Source organism: Paractinoplanes atraurantiacus, from assembly GCF_900215205.1.
GTDB classification, from domain to species: domain Bacteria; phylum Actinomycetota; class Actinomycetes; order Mycobacteriales; family Micromonosporaceae; genus Actinoplanes; species Actinoplanes atraurantiacus.
Genome location: NZ_OBDY01000054.1, coordinates 16,186 through 32,020, shown reverse-complemented (window position 1 = coordinate 32,020; position 15,835 = coordinate 16,186). Strand labels below are relative to the sequence as shown.

Annotated in this window: 17 protein-coding genes and 1 pseudogene; 9 read left to right on the top strand and 9 right to left on the bottom strand. The window is 71.1% G+C overall.

All coding sequences use genetic code 11. From position 1 onward, the window contains the following. Together CRP55_RS50430 and CRP55_RS53780 are read right to left on the bottom strand one after the other, a co-directional pair. The coding region (locus CRP55_RS50430; protein ID WP_143235549.1) for a glycoside hydrolase family 10 protein at positions 1–962 on the bottom strand (962 nt) is incomplete at its 3' end. A gap of 250 nt (positions 963–1,212) precedes the next feature. Next, the gene (locus CRP55_RS53780) at positions 1,213–1,380 is read right to left on the bottom strand and encodes a hypothetical protein (protein WP_179855711.1); all 168 of its coding nucleotides are present in this window, start codon (positions 1,378–1,380) and stop codon (positions 1,213–1,215) included. Positions 1,381–1,545: 165 nt separating this feature from the next. Between CRP55_RS53780 and CRP55_RS50420 the strand changes: the two genes are divergently transcribed. Beyond that, positions 1,546–2,754 (top strand): lycopene cyclase family protein, encoded by a 1,209-nt coding sequence (locus CRP55_RS50420; RefSeq protein WP_097329250.1) that lies wholly within the window; start codon positions 1,546–1,548, stop codon positions 2,752–2,754. On the opposite strand, the gene CRP55_RS50415 is transcribed toward CRP55_RS50420, so the two are convergent. Then, positions 2,699–3,934, bottom strand: coding sequence for a vanadium-dependent haloperoxidase (locus CRP55_RS50415; RefSeq protein ID WP_097329251.1), 1,236 nt, complete (start codon positions 3,932–3,934; stop codon positions 2,699–2,701). The genes CRP55_RS50420 and CRP55_RS50415 overlap by 56 nt on opposite strands. A 106-nt stretch (positions 3,935–4,040) precedes the next feature. On the opposite strand from CRP55_RS50415, the gene CRP55_RS50410 reads away from it, so the two are divergent. Further along, complete coding sequence (locus CRP55_RS50410) at positions 4,041–4,706, top strand: GntR family transcriptional regulator (protein ID WP_097329247.1); 666 nt, start codon at positions 4,041–4,043, stop codon at positions 4,704–4,706. Further along, positions 4,703–5,458 carry an NAD(P)-dependent oxidoreductase gene (locus CRP55_RS50405; RefSeq protein ID WP_097329246.1) on the top strand — a complete coding sequence of 252 codons (756 nt, stop codon included), beginning with the start codon at positions 4,703–4,705 and terminating at the stop codon, positions 5,456–5,458. The genes CRP55_RS50410 and CRP55_RS50405 overlap by 4 nt, the downstream gene beginning before the upstream one ends. Here the strand turns inward: CRP55_RS50405 and CRP55_RS50400 are convergent. Genes CRP55_RS50400 through CRP55_RS50380 form a run of 5 tightly spaced genes read right to left on the bottom strand, consistent with a single transcriptional unit; the run spans position 5,447 to position 9,953 of the window. Next, positions 5,447–6,808 carry a HAMP domain-containing sensor histidine kinase gene (locus CRP55_RS50400; RefSeq protein WP_245924014.1) on the bottom strand — a complete coding sequence of 454 codons (1,362 nt, stop codon included), beginning with the start codon at positions 6,806–6,808 and terminating at the stop codon, positions 5,447–5,449. The genes CRP55_RS50405 and CRP55_RS50400 overlap by 12 nt on opposite strands. Further along, positions 6,805–7,497 (bottom strand): response regulator transcription factor, encoded by a 693-nt coding sequence (locus CRP55_RS50395; protein ID WP_097329245.1) that lies wholly within the window; start codon positions 7,495–7,497, stop codon positions 6,805–6,807. The genes CRP55_RS50400 and CRP55_RS50395 overlap by 4 nt, the downstream gene beginning before the upstream one ends. Before the next feature lie 12 nt (positions 7,498–7,509). Then, positions 7,510–7,923, bottom strand: coding sequence for an FMN-binding protein (locus CRP55_RS50390; protein WP_097329244.1), 414 nt, complete (start codon positions 7,921–7,923; stop codon positions 7,510–7,512). 13 nt (positions 7,924–7,936) lie between these two features. Beyond that, positions 7,937–9,346, bottom strand: coding sequence for a ferredoxin reductase family protein (locus tag CRP55_RS50385; protein WP_097329243.1), 1,410 nt, complete (start codon positions 9,344–9,346; stop codon positions 7,937–7,939). A gap of 55 nt (positions 9,347–9,401) precedes the next feature. Beyond that, a complete protein-coding gene (locus CRP55_RS50380; protein WP_179855710.1) occupies positions 9,402–9,953 on the bottom strand; it encodes a MarR family winged helix-turn-helix transcriptional regulator in 552 nt (183 codons plus the stop codon). A 94-nt stretch (positions 9,954–10,047) separates the two neighbouring features. Here CRP55_RS50380 and CRP55_RS52665 point away from each other — a divergent pair, with 94 nt between their 5' ends. The 6 genes from CRP55_RS52665 to CRP55_RS50355 all read left to right on the top strand — a co-directional run bounded on the left by CRP55_RS52665 (position 10,048) and on the right by CRP55_RS50355 (position 14,712). Further along, positions 10,048–10,266 carry a hypothetical protein gene (locus CRP55_RS52665; RefSeq protein ID WP_143235547.1) on the top strand — a complete coding sequence of 73 codons (219 nt, stop codon included), beginning with the start codon at positions 10,048–10,050 and terminating at the stop codon, positions 10,264–10,266. Positions 10,267–10,268: 2 nt separating this feature from the next. Beyond that, complete coding sequence (locus CRP55_RS50375) at positions 10,269–11,042, top strand: endonuclease/exonuclease/phosphatase family protein (protein WP_097329241.1); 774 nt, start codon at positions 10,269–10,271, stop codon at positions 11,040–11,042. Between the two features lie 148 nt (positions 11,043–11,190). Further along, positions 11,191–12,108, top strand: coding sequence for a S66 peptidase family protein (locus tag CRP55_RS50370; RefSeq protein WP_097329240.1), 918 nt, complete (start codon positions 11,191–11,193; stop codon positions 12,106–12,108). Positions 12,109–12,184: 76 nt separating this feature from the next. Then, entirely contained in the window at positions 12,185–12,655 is a 471-nt protein-coding gene (locus tag CRP55_RS50365; protein WP_143235545.1) for a MarR family winged helix-turn-helix transcriptional regulator, read from the top strand. Beyond that, positions 12,652–13,416 (top strand): SDR family oxidoreductase, encoded by a 765-nt coding sequence (locus tag CRP55_RS50360; RefSeq protein ID WP_097329238.1) that lies wholly within the window; start codon positions 12,652–12,654, stop codon positions 13,414–13,416. The genes CRP55_RS50365 and CRP55_RS50360 overlap by 4 nt, the downstream gene beginning before the upstream one ends. 36 nt (positions 13,417–13,452) lie before the next feature. Continuing rightward, entirely contained in the window at positions 13,453–14,712 is a 1,260-nt protein-coding gene (locus CRP55_RS50355) for an FAD-binding oxidoreductase (protein WP_097329237.1), read from the top strand. Between the two features lie 30 nt (positions 14,713–14,742). On the opposite strand, the pseudogene CRP55_RS50350 reads toward CRP55_RS50355, so the two are convergent. Further along, positions 14,743–15,747 (bottom strand): annotated as a pseudogene (locus CRP55_RS50350) (acyltransferase family protein); the annotation flags it as partial. Positions 15,748–15,835 lie beyond the last annotated feature (88 nt).

Below are 15,835 nucleotides of genomic sequence, written 5' to 3'. Positions count from 1 at the left end.
ACCGAGGTGTAGGCGGCTTTCTTGTTGCCGTTGCCGTCGAACAGCAGCGGGTTTTCGCTGGAGCGCCAGGAGTCGCTGTCGCGCACGCCCCAGACGGTGATGCCGATGCAGCGGGGCACGTTGAGGCAGGCTTGGGTGAGTCCGGCGTACTGGGAGGTGGAGGCGTTGGTGACGTCGACCTCGGTCAGGGCGACGTCGACGCCGAGGGCGGCGAAGCTGGACAGGGTGGTCTGGAAGTTGCCGGGCAGGGAGCTGCCGCCGGTGAAGTGGGTTTGCAGGCCTACGCAGTCGATCGGCACGCCGCGGGATTTGAAGTCGCGGATCATGTTGTAGACGCCTTGCGTCTTGCCGTAGGACCAGTTTTCGATGTTGTAGTCGTTGTAGCAGAGTTTGACCGACGGGTCGGCGGCGCGGGCGGTGCGGAACGCGACTTCGATCCAGTCGTTGCCGGTGCCTTGCAGGTTGGAGGAGCGGCGGCTGCCGTCTTCGTTGAAGGCTTCGTTGACGACGTCCCAGGCGGCGAGTTTGCCTTTGTAGTGGGCCATGACGCCGTTGATGTGGTCGATCATGGCTTGGCGCAGGCTGCTGCCGCTGAGGCTTTGCATCCAGCCGGGTTGCTGGGCGTGCCAGGCGAGGGTGTGGCCGCGGACCTTGAGGCCGCGCTGGGTGGCCCAGTTGTAGATCTGGTCGCCGGCGCTGAAGTTGAACTGGCCGCGCTGGGGTTGGGTGGCGTCCGGTTTCATCTCGTTCTCGGCCGTGATCATGTTGAACTCGCGCCCGGCGATGGTGCTGTAGGTGGAGTTGCTGAGCCGGCTGGCGGCGATGGCCGTGCCGAAGTACCGGCCCGACTGCGCGGCCGCGGCGCCCAGGGTGCTTTCCGCGGCGCTCGCGCCCGGAATCATCGCGATCATGCCCACCGCGACGGCGGCCGCCGAGACGGCGGCTGCGACCACGGTCCGCATTCCCCGCGACCGTCCGCTACCTGCCACCATGGCCCCTCCACTCTTGCGTCCGCATCCGAGCAGGGCATGGATGCATTTCAATGTGGAGCGATGCTAGGCAGGGTGGTCATCCGCGAACAATAGGTTTCGGAGATGTTTCGGAAGTTTCTCCCGGCGACGGGACTTCAGCGAGCACCTCTGCCTGCGAAAGTGCTGCGTACGGCCATGTCGCAGGTTATGAAATATTCCGGAAGTTGTTCGGTAAAAGTTGTTATGGCATTCCAGTGCGTTCGGTCTGGGCTAGATGGACAGTGATGTCGGCGGTGATGTCGACGGCCTCGGGAAGCACCTGCTCGATGCGGGTGAACAGCGAAGTGGGCATCTCCAGGTAGGCGGAGATCGTCGCGAGGTGCTGGATGTAGTCGCCGGGGGTCAGCATGAGGCGGCGTTCGGGAGGCCGCCGCGTACACCAGGTCGTAGCGCTTGCCGAGCGGCAGCTCCTCGAAGGTGGCTTGGATGGTCTCGACCGGGACGTGTTTGCGCAGCTCGGCGAGCATGCCGGGGTCGGGTTCGGTCGCGGTGACCGCCCGATAGGGTGGGACTGGTGATCGCTCCGGACGTCGACCTGGTTCTGGTGGGTGGTGGGGGAGCGGCCTCGCTCGTGCTGGCCGCCCTCGGGCGGCAACGGCTGTCCGGCGTGCGGCTGGCGATCGTCGATCCTGTGCGCAAGCGCGGCCAGGACCGCACGTGGGCGTTCTGGGGGACGCCCGGCACGGCCCTCGACCCCCTTTTGAGCGCGAGCTGGGACGAAGTCGATGTGGTGACGCCGGAGCGGCGGCGGGTGCTTGCGCTTCAGCCTTTGCGGTACGCCATGTTGCGGTCGGCGCCGCTCTACGAGCTGGCCGCCGGTGTCGAGGAGCGGCTCGGCGCCGTGCGGATCACCGCGCCGGCCGGGCGGGTGGTCGACGACGGCGACCGGGTCGTCGTCACCGGTCCGGACGGCAATGCCCTGGTGCGGGCGGGCTGGGCGCTCGACTCGCGGCCCCGCCAGCCGGCCCGCCCGGGGCGCACGAACTGGCTTCAGCACTTCCGCGGTTGGTGGCTGGAGGCCGACGCGCCGGTCTTCGATCCGGGGCGGGCGGTGCTGATGGATTTCCGTACGCCGCAACCGGCCCGTGGGGTCTCCTTCGGCTATGTGCTGCCGGTCAGCGACCGGTTCGCGCTCGTCGAGTACACCGAGTTCTCGCCGGCCGTGCTCGACGGCGACGCCTACGACGCCGCCCTGCGCGCCTACGCCGACCTGATCGGCCTCGACCTGGGGGCGCTGCGGGTCCGCGAGGTCGAGGACGGCGTCATCCCGATGACCGACGGCGTCTTCGACGCCAGGCCGACCCCTCGGGTGGTACGCCTCGGGACCGCCGGCGGTGCCACGAGGCCGTCGACCGGGTTCACGTTCTCCGCGATGGCCCGGCAGGCCGAGGACGTCGCCCGCGCGCTCGCGGACGGCCGTCCCCCCGTACCGAAACCTCCTTATCCGGCCCGTCACCGGTGGATGGACGCCGTGCAGTTGCGGGCGCTCGACCGCGGCTTAACAGACGGTGTCGCCTTCTTCGACCGCCTCTTCGACCGCAACCCGGCCGAGCGCGTGCTGCGTTTCCTCGACGGCACCACCTCGTGGGCCGAGGACCTGAGCCTGATGGCGTCGAGCCCGCTGCTGCCGATGACGCGGGCCGCCGCCGGTGACGCCGTGGCCCGGATCAGCGCGGGCAGGCGCCCACGTGGGTCGGGCCGTGCCGGACCAGCAGGCGGGTAGCCAGCACCTCGGCCGCCACGCCCCGGCCCGTGGACAGGCCGGCCTGATTGCTGAACTCGAAGTGCTGACCGCCGTACACCCGGGAACGTCCGGCCTCGGAAGCCGCCGCCGAGAAACCGGGGTAGGAGCGGGCGGCGCCGCCCGGCGCCGAATCGGTGACGTGGGTGAAGGCGACGGCGTCGTCGCAGAAGTAGCCGGCCAGGACGGCCGCGCCGGCGCCGCTGTAGGAGCTGTGGCCCGAGGTGTACTCGGGGGTGCCGCCGACGCTGCCGGCTCGGGCGGACCACGTCGGATCGGTCGTCTCGCGGATCGCTGTCGTCGGGCGCCAATGGCGGTACTGGTACTTCGTGCCGACGGTGGCGACCGTCGTGTCGGCCAGGCCCATGCTCAGCAGCGCGGTCAGCCGGGTCTGCTCGGCCAGCGGCAGGTGGCGAGCCGTGGCGACCTCCAGGCCGATCCGCAGCCACTCGCCGGGCGGCTGGTCGGAGCCGGCCGGCAGTGACCAGTATTGATAGGTGGCCAGCAGGTCGGGGTCGGGCCGGGCGGCGTCGCCCAGGATCGCCACCTCGGCCAGCGCGGCCGCGTAGGGCACGCTGGTCAGCGCGGGCGGCCCGGCCGGGATGTAGCGGCCCGGGTCGGCCACGGCGAACGGCTGCACATGGCGATATTGGGTGCCCGACCAGGCGGCCCGGAAGACGCCCGGGCCCTCGCCGGCGGGCTGGGACTCGACCGGCGTCGAGCCGTCGTTGGTCCGCACCGAAACGACGGCCTGACCGACGTGCCGGCCCCAGGCCGCGCCGGACTGTGGCCTGGTGAGGCGGGCCAGGTCGGCCGCGAGCCGGGCGTCGTAGGTGGCGGCGCGGGCCGGGTCGAGGGCGATGAGCACCTCGTGCGCGGCCGCCGCGGCGGCGGCCTGCGGGTCGGCGTTGCGCGGACCCGGGCCGGGGACGAGGGCGGCGGTCCGGGCCCGCGCTCCGGCGAGCCCGTTGACCGCGTCGTACATCGCGACGTTGACCATCGCGTACATGCGGGCCGCGTCGGCGTCGGTGGCCCGCGTGACCCGTACGGCGTCGAGGGCGAATCCGTTCCACACCCGCACACTGTCGATGTCGACCGGCGCCTGAGCGCCCGCGAAGCCACCCACCAGACTCAGCGCGACCACGATCCAGGTCTTCCTCATCGACACACACTCCACCCAGGACGATCCGGCGGCGTCGATGCGTCCTCGATCGGACACCACGGGGATTGTTGACAATCTTGTCAGCGCGGTGCGATAGGCTGCGCTGATGCAGCCCGAGAAGCATCGAGGAACGGCCGCCGCCCAGGCGAGGGACGGGTTGCGCGAGGCGATCCTCCGCGGTGAGTACCTGCCCGGCGAACGGCTCGTCGAGGCCCAGCTGATCGAGCGGTTCGCGGCCAGCCGCTTCAACGTGCGCGCCGCCCTGCAAGATCTGGCCGGTGAGGGCCTGGTCCAGATGGAGCGCAACCGCGGCGCCCACGTGCGCAAGGTGTCGATCGACGAAGCCGTCGAAATCACTGAGGTACGCATGGTGGTCGAGGGCCTGATCGCCGCGCGCGCCGCCGAGCGGGTCACCGACGATCAGGCCGGCGAGCTCGACGAGATCGGCCGGCTCATGCGGGCGGCCGTGGCCGAGGGGGAGTACAGGGCGTACAGCGACCTCAACCAGCGCCTGCACGCCCTGGTCCGGGCCATCGCCGGGCACGGCACGGCCGACCGGATCGTCGAGACGCTGCGCGGCCAGCTGGTGCGCCACCAGTTCATGCTGTCGCTGCTGCCGGGCCGCCCGCAGACGTCGCTGCCGCAGCACGAGCGGGTCATCGCGGCCATCCGCGACCGTGACGCCAAGGCGGCCGAGAACGCGATGCGCGAGCACATCGCCAGCGTCATCGAGGCGCTGCGCTCCATCGACTACCTGGGCGGGCCGGCGTGATCATCGCTGTCCTGGGTCTCGGCGAGGCCGGCGGCCGGATCGCGGCCGATCTGGTGGCCGCGGGGGCCACGGTCCACGGGTTCGATCCGCTGGTGGGTGCGCCTGACGGCGTACACCAGAAGGAGAGTGACGCTGACGCCTGCCGCGAGGCCGGCCTGGTGTTGAGCGTGAACAGCGCGAGTCAGGCCCTCGACGCGTTGCGGCAGTCGCTGCCGGCGTGCCGCCCGGGGACGCTGTGGGCCGATCTGAACACGTCGGCGCCCGGTCTGAAGGAGCAGTTGTTCGCGGCGGCGGACGGGGCGGTCGAGGTCGTGGACGTGGCTTTGATGGCGCCCGTGCCCGGCCGTGGGTTGAAAACCCCGATGACCGCCAGCGGGCCCGGTGCCTTTGTCTTCGCCGAGACTCTGTCGGGATACGGCGCCGACATCCAGGTCATCGAGGGGCCGGTCGGCGCCGCGGCCACCCGCAAACTGCTGCGCAGCGTCTTCTACAAAGGCATGTCGGCCGCCGTGACCGAGGCCCTGGCCGCGGCGAGGGCGGCCGGCCTCGAGGAGTGGCTGAGCGAGAACATCCGCAACGAGTTCGTCCGCAGCGACGCCGCCACCCTCGACCGCGTCGTCGAGGGCTCACGCCGGCACGCCGTGCGCCGCCGCGAGGAGATGGCGGCCGCCGCCGACCTGCTCGACTCGCTGAACGTGCCGGCCCGGGTGGCCCGGGCCAGCCGCGACTGGCTCGACGATCTAGCGGGGTAGCCGGACCGTCACGACCGTGCCGTGCGGCTCGTTCGCGGACGCGGCGACCGTGCCGCCGTGCTGGGTCGCGGTCTGGGCGACGATGGCCAGGCCCAGTCCCGAGCCCGGCATCGAACGGGCAGCCGGCGCCCGGTAGAACCGGTCGAACACGTGCGGCAGGTCGTCGGCCGCGATGCCGGGGCCTTCGTCGGCCACGGTCAGCGCCCACCAGTGCGGCCCGTCGGCGCGCAGGGCGGTGGCGACGGTGGCGCCGGCCGGGCTCCACTTGGCGGCGTTGTCGAGGATGTTGACGACCATGCGCTCCAGCTCGCCCGGCCGTCCCATCACGGTGGCGGGGGAGAGGTCGGTCGTGAAGACAAGACCGGGTGCTCTCGTACGCACGCGGTTGGCCGCCGCGGTGACGACGTCGGCCAGCTCGACCGGTTCGACGTCCTCCCGGGTCGTCTCCTCCCGCGCCAGCTCGACCAGCTCCGTGGTCAGGGTGGCCAGCTCGCGCACCTGCGCGTCGAGGTCTTCCAGCAGCGACGCCCGCTCCTCGGGCGGCAGCCGGTGCGCCAGTTCCGGCCGTCGTTCGACTTCCAGGAGCAATTCCACGTTTGTACGGATACTCGTGAGCGGCGTGCGAAGCTCGTGCCCCGCGTCCTCGACCAGGGTGCGCTGCGCCCGCCGGGCCGAGTCGATCGCCGCCAGCATCGTGTTCACCGACCGGCCGAGCCGGGCGATCTCGTCGACCCCGGACACCTCGACCGGCTTCGTGAGGTCGGTGGTGACGGCGACCTGCTCGACGGACTCGGTCAGTTTCTCGACCGGCGCCAGTCCGGCCCGGGCCACGACCCGCCCGAGCCAGGCCGCCCCCGCGATCCCGAGCACGCAGACCGCGGCGAGCGCCCCGGCCAGCAGGGTGAGCAGATCGCGCGTCCGTTCCTGATTGATGGCCACCTGGACGGCGCCGCCGCCGTACTTGACCGGCACGGTGAGCATCTGATGATGGTCCCCATCGATGATCACCTCCTCCTGGAAGGGTGGCCGCTGGCCCGCGGCGATCTGTTTGGCCGCGGCGGTCACCGGCAGCACCTCGGCCGAGCCGCTGACGATCGCGCCGTCGGTGTCCAGCAGCTGCCACGTCGGGCCGAGCGGCTTGTGATGGTCGTAGCCCTTGGGCATGCCCTCCTGGATGTCCTGCCACTCGCTGGGCGCGGCCGCGATCGACCGTGCGTCGGAGTTGAGGGCGGCCTCGAGCTGGTGCGCCTGCAAGGCGGCCACGGTGAGCAGGGCCGCGCCGGCCATGACGACGACGGCCGCCGCCACCGCACACGCCACCATCAGCGAGAGGCGGGTGTGCAGCGTCACAATGGGTCCTCGCGGAGCACGAAACCCACCCCGCGCACGGTGTGCAGCAGTCGCGGCTCGCCCGCGGCCTCCAGTTTGCGGCGTAGATAGCCGAGGTAGACGTGGATGCTGTTCGAGCCCTCGCCGAAGTCGTAGCCCCAGACCTGCTCGAACAGCGCGGCCCGGGTCAGCACCTGCCGCGGGTGGCGGAGAAAGGCCTCGAGAATGGCGAATTCCGTACGGGTGAGACGCAGTTGCCGATCGCCCCGCCACACCTCGCGGGTCACCTCGTCGAGCCAGACGTCGCCGAAGGTGAGCCGCTGCTCGTCGGGGGCCGGGCCACCGTTCAGGGCGGACCGCCGCAGCAGGGCGCGGATCCGGGCCAGCAACTCCTGGAGCGCGAACGGCTTGACCAGGTAGTCGTCGGCCCCGGCGTCGAGACCGGCGACCCGGTCGCCGACGCTGTCGCGGGCCGTCAGCATCAGGACCGGGAGCAGGAGGCCCTCGGCGCGCAGCCGGCGGCAGGCCTCGAGGCCGTCCATGACGGGCATGCTGACGTCCAGGATCATCGCGTCCGGACCGGCCGACCTGGCCACGTCGATCGCCTGCTTGCCATCGCCGGCCGTGTCCACCTGGTAACCCTCGAACCGCAGGGTGCGGGCCAGGGAGTCCCGCACCGCCGCGTCGTCATCCACTACGAGTATTCGCATCGTGCGTTCAGGCTAGAGGTGCGCCGCGTCCAGGGCGGCCTGGAGGGACTGCTTGTAGGCCTCGCTGGTGAAGGTCGCGCCGGAGACGCCGTCGATGGAGGCGCTCTGGGCGGCCAGCACCTGCTCGCGCAGCTGGGGGAGGGCGCCGGCGGTCACGCCCGCGTCGGCCGGGTTGTCGGCGGGGGAGGTGGGAGCGGTGATCTCGGTGATCCTGCCGCCGGCGACGGTGATGTGGACCTGGAGCGGGCCCCACTGCGTCTGGACGGACGATCCGTCGTACGCCTTCCCTCCTCCCGCTGCGGTGGGCTCGGAAAGCGGGGCCTCGGCCGCGGCTGGGGTGGCCGGGGTGTTCGTGCTCGTCCGGTAGCTGAACAGCAGCACGAGGGCGGCGATCGTGGAGAACGCCCACAGGGTGATTCGGCGCATCAGGGGTCCTCGCTTACCAGGAGAAGAGTTCGGTGTGCAGGCGGGCGGCGGGCACCCCGGCGGCCCGGGCGGCGCTCTGCGCGGCCTCGGTCCAGGCGTCGGGCCCGCACAGGTAGACGTCGGCCTTGCCGACGGCCGGGGCCAGGCGGCGCAGCGCGTCCACGTCGGTGTCGCGGTGGCCGGCCGGCAGCCACGAGCCGTCCGCCGCGCGCGGCCCGACCAGGTATCTCACGGACACGCCGCGCTTGGCCGCGAACCATTCGAGCTCGGGCCGGAACGCGATCTCGGCCTCGCTGCGGGCGCGATAGACGAGCGTCGCCTGCCCGTGGCGGTACGGCAGCTCGCCCAGCAACGACAGCAGCGGCGTGATGCCGATGCCGCAGGCGAGCAGCACGACCGGCCCGCCCTGGTACGACTCGCCGGTCAGCTTTCCGTAGGGCCCCTCGATCAGCGCGCGCGTCCCGCGCTTGAGCGAAGCCACGCGCGAGCTGCCGTCACCTGAGTCCTTGACCGTGATGCGCAAGCTCTCGCCGTCCGGCGCGGACGACAGCGAGAACGGGTGCGACCTGGTCCAGCCCGGCCCGTCCAGGAAGCGCCACTGGAAGAACTGCCCGGCCCGCGCCGGCAGCCGGCCGAGGTCACGCCCCGTGAGGTAGACCGAGGTGAGGCCCGGTCCCTCGGTGACCACGCGGTCCACCACGAGGCGGTGGCGGCGGTTGCGCAGCAGCGGCAGGCCGAGCCGGAAGAGCAGCACGGCCCCGGCGGCCACGCCCCACAGCGTCCACCAATACGTGGCGGCCCAGGCCGAGCCGACGAAGTCGGAGCCCGACCAGAGCTGGTGCGGCAGGGCCAGACCGGCGCCCAGGTACGCGTAGAGGTGCAGCAGGTGCCACGACTCGTACCGCAGGCGGCGCCGAGCGGCCCGGATCGACGTGACCACCACCATGACCAGGGCGAGCGTGCCCGCCGTGGCCAGCAGCATCCCCGGGAAGTTCCCGATCATGGTCCATAGCTGGGCGAACGGGTTGGCCCGGGCGGTGCCGGCGTAGCCGATGGTGATCAGCACGATGTGCGCGATCATCATCCACAACGAGGTGAAGCCCGACCAGCGGTGCCAGCGGGCCAGCTTGTCCTGGCCGAAGGCGCGCTCCACCATCGGGATCCGGGCCATCGTCAGCACCTGCAACAGCAGCAGGTCGGAGGCCCACAGCCCGAAGAGGCGGCCGGCCGAGGAGACGGCGCCCGCGCCGCCGTTCCCCACCGATTGCAGTCCGCCGTGGCTGACCCAGAGCGCGGTCACCACGAGCAGCGTCGTGCCGGCGGCGACGCCACCGGCGTCACCCCACCAGCGTGGCGTCGCGGAAGGCCCGGATCGGGGTGGCGCCTGTGCGTGGCCGGCGCCGGGTCTGGCCGTGATCGTCATGAGCCCACCATGACCCGGTTAGATGAAGGCTCAAGTAAACGAGACTAAGAGCTCTCTAAGAGTCGGCGCCGTCCTTGGAGTCTGCGCCGTCCCTCGCGTCGGTGCGGTCCCTCGCGTCGGTGCGGTCCCTCGCGTCGGTGCCGTCCCTCGCGTCGGTGCTGTCCGTCTCGAGCACGGCCAGGAGCCGCCGGACCGCGGGTAGCGCCTCCCGCACAGCGTTCCGGTCGGCCTCGTCGAGCCGCTCCAGCGCCGCGCCGAGTACCGAGTCCTGGGTCTCGCCCCAGGAGGCCAGGTGTTTCTCACCCTGGGCGGTCAGGTTCAGGCGGGCGACACGACGATCGGCCTCATCCCGTACGCGGGTGATCAGCCCCGCCGTCACGAGCTCGCCGATGATCGTCGAGACCGTGTTCGGGACGAGCTGCAGTTGCTCGGCCGCCGCCCGCGTACCGATGCCCGGATTGGCTTCGACGGTGCGCAGCACCTCGACCTGCGCCATGGAGAGGCGGTCGACCGAGGCGACCCGGCGGACCGCCCGCCGCAGCACCCGGCCCAGCGCGCCCAGGACCGTCATCTGCCGGGCGAGCTCGAGAGAGTCGTTCTGTGCCATCATCACCACCATACGGGTCCGTGCAAATTGCATCCGGTTGACCCTTTTGCAAGACCTCTGGACTGATCTTCATGTGCCTGGCACACTGCGCCCTGTGACTAGATCACTGATTGTGCTGGGTTGCGAGCTTCCCCTCAGCTCGGGCGTGAAGTGCAATGTGGTGACGCATCGCCGCTGCGCCGACTGCGGGCGGCGCATCTGCCGCTCCCACTCGGCGCTGATGGCCGATCAGCTCACCGTGGCCGCGCAGTGCAAGGAGTGCGAGGCCCGCCCCAGGGTTCCCCGCAACCGGGGCTGGTTCCGCCGGAAGTAGTGATGCGAGTCCTCGCGTGGAACCTGTGGTGGCGCTTCGGCGGCGCGTGGCGGGAGCGCGAGGCCGGCATCGTGGCGACCTTGAGGACCGTACAACCGGACCTGGCCGGCTTCTGTGAAACGTGGGCCGGTGAGGGAACCACGCAGCCACAACTCCTCGCCGACCGCCTGGGCCTGGCCCACGCGGCGTTCGCGCCGACGTCGTTGCCACCCGTTCCGGTCCCGCCGGAGGAGCCGTCGCAGGCCGGGATCGAGATGGGCATCGGCTTGATCAGCCGGTGGGCGCTGTCGGAGGTCACGGTGCACGAGCTGCCGCATCCGCAGCGCGCCGGCCCACCGCCCACGGCTTTGTCGGCGGTGGTCGACGGCCGTTTCCGCGCCATCGTCACGTGCATCGAGTGGGAGCCGCGCTACGCGCAGGACCAGATGATCCAGGCACGGACCGTGGCCGAGCTGGCAACAGCAAGCGACCTCCCGGTGCTGGTGCTGGGCGACCTGAACGCCGCCGTGGACCAGCCGGAGATGGCACCGCTGCTGGCCGCCCTGACCGACACGTGGCAGGCGGCCGGCGCCGACCCGAACGCGGTGACGCTCAGCTCGGCCGTGCCGCAGGCCCCCTTGGAGGCCACCAAGCAGATCGACCGCCGCATCGACCACATCCTGGCCCGCACGAACGGCCCCCTGGCAGTCGGCCGGGCCTTCCTGGCCGGCAACCACCCGATCAACGGCCACCACCCGTCCGACCACTTCGCAGTCGTGACCGACCTCAGCCTCTGACGGCCCCCCGTTTCCCGCCGCGCCCGTTTCCCACCGCGTCTCTTCCGGCCGCGCCTCTTTGCCGCCGCCCCCTTTCCGGCCGTGCCCGTTTCCCGCCGCGCCCCTTTCCGGCCGTGCCCTTTCCCGGCCGCGGCGTAGGCTGCGGCCCATGATCCAAGCGCAGCGTCTGGTAGCCGGGGACCTCGTAGCGCTGGTGTCGCCCTCGGGCGCCATCGACCCGGCACGAACCGAGGCCGCCATCAGCGCCCTCGAGAAGTGGGGCCTCCGGGCCCGAGTAGGCGCCAACGCCCACAGCCGGCACGGAAACCTGGCCGGCACCGACGAGCAGCGCCTGTCCGACCTGAACGCGGCCTTGCGCGACCCTGCCGTACGCGCCATCCTGTGTCTCCGCGGCGGCTACGGCATGCAGCGCATAGTCGACGCCGTCGACTTCGACGCCGTCCGCGCCGACCCTAAGCTGATCGCCGGCTTCTCCGACATCACCGCCCTTCATCTGGCCCTCTGGCACGAAACCGGCCTTGCCACCGTCCACGGCCCCACCGCCGGCCAACTCGACCGCGGCCCCGACACCCCTTCCGCTCAGGCCCTGCGCCAAGCCCTCATGACATCGACCCCGGTCCAGGTCGTCGCCGACAAGGCGGAGGACACCTTCCCCGTTCGCGTCCCCGGAACAGCCGAGGGCACCCTGCTGGGCGGCAACCTGGCCATGCTGACCTCCACGATCGGCACCCCACACGCCCCCGACACCACCGGCGCCATCCTCCTGCTGGAGGACGTCAACGAGGAGCCGTACCGAGTCGACCGCATGCTGGTCCACCTACGTCGAGCAGGCTGGCTCGACAACCTCGCGGGCGTGGCCGTAGGCCAGTTCACCGACTGCACAGACCCCGACCCGAGCCCTCCGGTGATCGACTACTTGTCCGCCGAGCTGGGCCGACTGGGCATCCCCGTCCTCGGCGGCCTTCCCATCGGCCACGGCGCCGAACAGATCGCCATAGGCCTGGGAGTTCACGCCCACTTGAACGCGACAGCCGGCGTCCTGACCGTCAGCGCCCCCGCCGTCTGACCATCGGTGCCCCCTTTCACTGACTAGCGATGCAGATCACTTGCTGACGTGACAGCAAAGTTCTAGGTTTGCTGACGTGTCAGGAAGAATGACAGCCGCGGAGCGGCGTGTGTGGCAGAACTTCATCGTTCTGGGCGAGATCGTGCGCCGAGAGGTGGGCCGGGACCTGTGGGCGGACGCCCAGCTGTCGGAGGCCGACTTCACCGTGCTCGCCCAGCTCGCTTCGGCACCCGAGGGAACCATGCGCTCCACCGGATGTGCCCGGGCGCTGGGCTGGGACACGGGCCGCCTCTCCCATCAGCTCCGGCGCATGGAGGAGCGCGGTCTCGTGCGGCGGGGCCGTGGCGAGGCCGGCGACGGCCGGGCCGCCGTGGTCGCCCTGACCGATGAGGGCCGCACCGCCTACCGCAAGGCGCTCGGACCCCATCTGCGCTCGGCCCAGAGCTGGTTCACCGAGGCCCTCGACCCGGAGCAGCTCGACCATCTCGACACCACCCTTCAGACCTTGCTCGACCACGTGCAGAAGAAAGCTGAGCACAGCAAATGAGCACAACCACTACCATCGCGTCGCCCGCTTGGGCGACATCGGACACCGACCTCACCGGCCAGACCGTGCTGGTCATCGGCGGCGCCGGCGGCGTCGGCGAAGGCGTCACCCGCACCCTGCTGGACAGGGGCGCCACCGTCGTCGTCACGTCACGGCGGCAGAGCACGCTCGACGACTTCACCGCTCGTGTCGGCGACCCGCGGTTGCACGGCGAGACCCTGGATCTGCTCGACCCGGCGCTCGGCGAGCGCACGGCCGAGCTGAAGACCACGTACGGCCCGCTCGCCGGTGTTGTGCTGAGCGTCGCCGACTGGGGCCGGCAGGGCCGCAAGCCGCTGCTCGCGCTCACCGACGCCGAGTGGGACGAACTGATCGTCCAGAACCAGACCACGATCTTCCGCGCCTACCGCTCCTTCCTCCCGGCGCTCGCTCCCGACGGCATGATCGCCCAGCTCAACGGCCTCAGCGCCGACCTTCCTTTCCCCGGCGCCGGCGGCGTCGCGCTGACGGCCGCCGCCACCAAGTCGATGACCAGGACGATCGCCGCCGAGCTCGGCGGCCGCGGCCCCCGGGTCTACGAGGTGATCCTGGGCGTGATCCGTACCCGCGCCCGGCAGCTGGCCGGCGTCGATGACGACCGCTGGATCCCGGCCACTCACGTCGGCACGCACATCGCCGAGCTTGTCGCCGGCACCAGCCCGCTCACCGGCGACGACCTGCACTACTTCGTGGACCTGACCGAAGGCCCACGGCCCGCTTGAGCCGCCCTCCGGCGGATCCGTTCGAGGAGCTTCCCCATGCTTGAAGTTGTCAGACCCGGCGACCGGCTCTACCCGGCCGTCCGGGACGTCTACACCGCCACGGGCCGACCGGCCGCCGTGGCCCGGCCGTCCTCGACCGCCGAGGTCGTCGAGGCCTTGCGGCTCGCCCGTGACACCGGCGGCCCATTGTCGGTGCGCAGCGGTGGCCACGGGATCAGCAGTGTCGCCACCAACGTCGACGGCACGGTCATCGACCTCGGCCGCCTGAATACCGTCGAGCGGACCGGCGGCGACCTGGTCCGCGTCGGCCCCGGAGCCCGATGGGGCGACGTCGCGGCCGCGCTGCACCCGTGGGGCCTCGCGATCAGCTCGGGCGACTCGGGCGACGTCGGCGTCGGCGGCCTCGCCACCACCGGTGGAATCGGCCTCATGGGCCGGGCGCACGGACTCACCATCGACCATCTGGTCGCCGCCGAGCTCGTCACCGCCGACGGCACGACACGGCGGGTCGACGCCGAGCACGATCCCGAGCTTTTCTGGGCTGTCCGCGGAGCAGGAGCGAACATCGGCATCGTCACGTCGTTCGACTTCCGAGCCGATCGGGTGCCGGTGGTCGGCCACGCGACCCTTCAGTACCGGATCGACGACGTCACGCGGTTCCTGCGCGCCTGGGGTGAGACCGTCGAGTCGGCGCCGCGGGAGATCTCCGCCTTCCTCTATCTGATGGGTGGCGGATTCGCACTGGCCACGATCGTCTACGCCGGGGACGACCCGGAGCGGGCGGGCCGCGCCTTCGGGCCGTTCACGGCCGTCGCACCCGTCCTCGGCCGGCAGGCGCAACTCGTGCCCTACGCCGGGGTGGTCGCGGCCACCCACGCTCCGCACCGCGGTCAGCAGGGCGCGACCACGCACACCGGATTCGCCGTCCATCTCGACGAGCCGGTCGCCACCGGTCTGGCCGAGCTCGCCACGTCCGGCACCGTCGAGATGCTCCAGATCCGCTCGACCGGCGGGGCCATCAATGACGTCTCGGCGGATGCCACCGCCTACGCTCACCGCCACCAGAACTTCTCGGTGACAGCCGTCTCCAGCACGGTCTTCGACCAGGCCTGGGAACGGGTGCGGCCGATGATGGAGGGGCTCTACCTCAGCTTCGAGACCAGCTTCTCCACCGAGCTGCTCGAGGCAGCCTTCCCGCCGGCCACCCTCAGCCGCCTGCGTGACATCAAGCGCCAGGTCGACCCGGATGACGTCTTCAACCAGAACTTCCCTGTGACGGCCGCGGTCCGAAGCTGAGGAAGCACGCTCGAACCGGCGGAAGACGAGGCAGAACGCCAGGAGGACCACGGCGAACACGGGCAGCCACAACACCCGGGCCAGGATCCAACCCGGACCGGTCGGTGAGGTGTGCAGACCCGGCACCGGTCGGCCCGTCGTCAGCGCCACCGCAGTCACGGCTATCAGCGCGGTCTGATGCCAAAGAAAGACTGTCATGGCATGCAGATTGGTCAGGGCCACCGGCGCCCAAGCGGCCGGCCGGGAGAGCAAGCGGCGCAACGGATCGAGCAAGAGACCGGCGGCGCCGCACTGAGCCAAGCCGAACGTGACGGCAGCAAAGCTCGGCGGATCGAGGTTGGAGAAGCCATCGCCGGGCACACCGACCATCGACGCGGGATATCCACACCAGCGGACCAGGAAGACGGTCGCCGCGGCGCCGCCGAGAAGCAATACCCAGAGGGTCGTGCGGTCGCATAGCCGGCCTCGTGCCCACGCCATGCCGAGCGTGAAGGGCACTGCCCAGCCGGCGGCCACGTTGACCCAGCCGAGCTCGGCGGGCCCGTCGAGGCCGAGCCGGACGAGGTCGACGGCTGCCACCGTGGCCAGCGGCCACACCGGATGGGCGCGGCGGAGAAGGGGAGCGGCGGCCGTCAACGCGGAGAACACCAGTAGGAACCACAACGGACTCAAGACAAGCCGCAACGGCGATCCGGGCGCGAGAACCGCGACCGCACTCCACACGGCCACCAGGGCGGCGACCGGGCGGAACAACCTGGACAGGCGAGCCGAGATCCATGGGCCGTACCGCGCCCTGGGCTTGGTCATCAGGCCGCCCACGAGGAAGAAGACGGCGAGGGTCTGGAACATCCAGCTCACCGGAACGAAGCGTGGCTCATAGTGCAGCGGACTCGATATATGGAAGGCGGTATCGAGCGCGGTGACCAGCCAGTGGCCCAGGACCACGCCCATCACCGCGACGGCGCGCAGCCCGTCGACGCCGCGGTCGCGCCCTGGCGGCGTCGCCGCGGAGATCCGCCGAACAAGTGCCCTCATCGCCGCCCCTCACGTCGGAAAGGTGTTGCCGACGAAGGTACGGAGAAGGGCCGGGGAAGTCGTCAGACCACGGTATGACCGACCCAGG

Excerpts from the sequence above, each read along its gene's own strand:
- CRP55_RS53780 (WP_179855711.1), bottom strand. The coding sequence starts at position 1,380 with ATGCTGACCCCCGGCGACTACATCCAGCACCTCGCGACGATCTCCGCC.
- CRP55_RS50415 (WP_097329251.1), bottom strand. The coding sequence starts at position 3,934 with ATGAGGAAGACCTGGATCGTGGTCGCGCTGAGTCTGGTGGGTGGCTTC.
- CRP55_RS50410 (WP_097329247.1), top strand. The coding sequence starts at position 4,041 with ATGCAGCCCGAGAAGCATCGAGGAACGGCCGCCGCCCAGGCGAGGGAC.
- CRP55_RS50395 (WP_097329245.1), bottom strand. The coding sequence starts at position 7,497 with ATGCGAATACTCGTAGTGGATGACGACGCGGCGGTGCGGGACTCCCTG.
- CRP55_RS50390 (WP_097329244.1), bottom strand. The coding sequence starts at position 7,923 with ATGCGCCGAATCACCCTGTGGGCGTTCTCCACGATCGCCGCCCTCGTG.
- CRP55_RS50385 (WP_097329243.1), bottom strand. The coding sequence starts at position 9,346 with ATGACGATCACGGCCAGACCCGGCGCCGGCCACGCACAGGCGCCACCC.
- CRP55_RS50380 (WP_179855710.1), bottom strand. The coding sequence starts at position 9,953 with ATGGCACAGAACGACTCTCTCGAGCTCGCCCGGCAGATGACGGTCCTG.
- CRP55_RS50375 (WP_097329241.1), top strand. The coding sequence starts at position 10,269 with ATGCGAGTCCTCGCGTGGAACCTGTGGTGGCGCTTCGGCGGCGCGTGG.
- CRP55_RS50370 (WP_097329240.1), top strand. The coding sequence starts at position 11,191 with ATGATCCAAGCGCAGCGTCTGGTAGCCGGGGACCTCGTAGCGCTGGTG.
- CRP55_RS50360 (WP_097329238.1), top strand. The coding sequence starts at position 12,652 with ATGAGCACAACCACTACCATCGCGTCGCCCGCTTGGGCGACATCGGAC.
- CRP55_RS50355 (WP_097329237.1), top strand. The coding sequence starts at position 13,453 with ATGCTTGAAGTTGTCAGACCCGGCGACCGGCTCTACCCGGCCGTCCGG.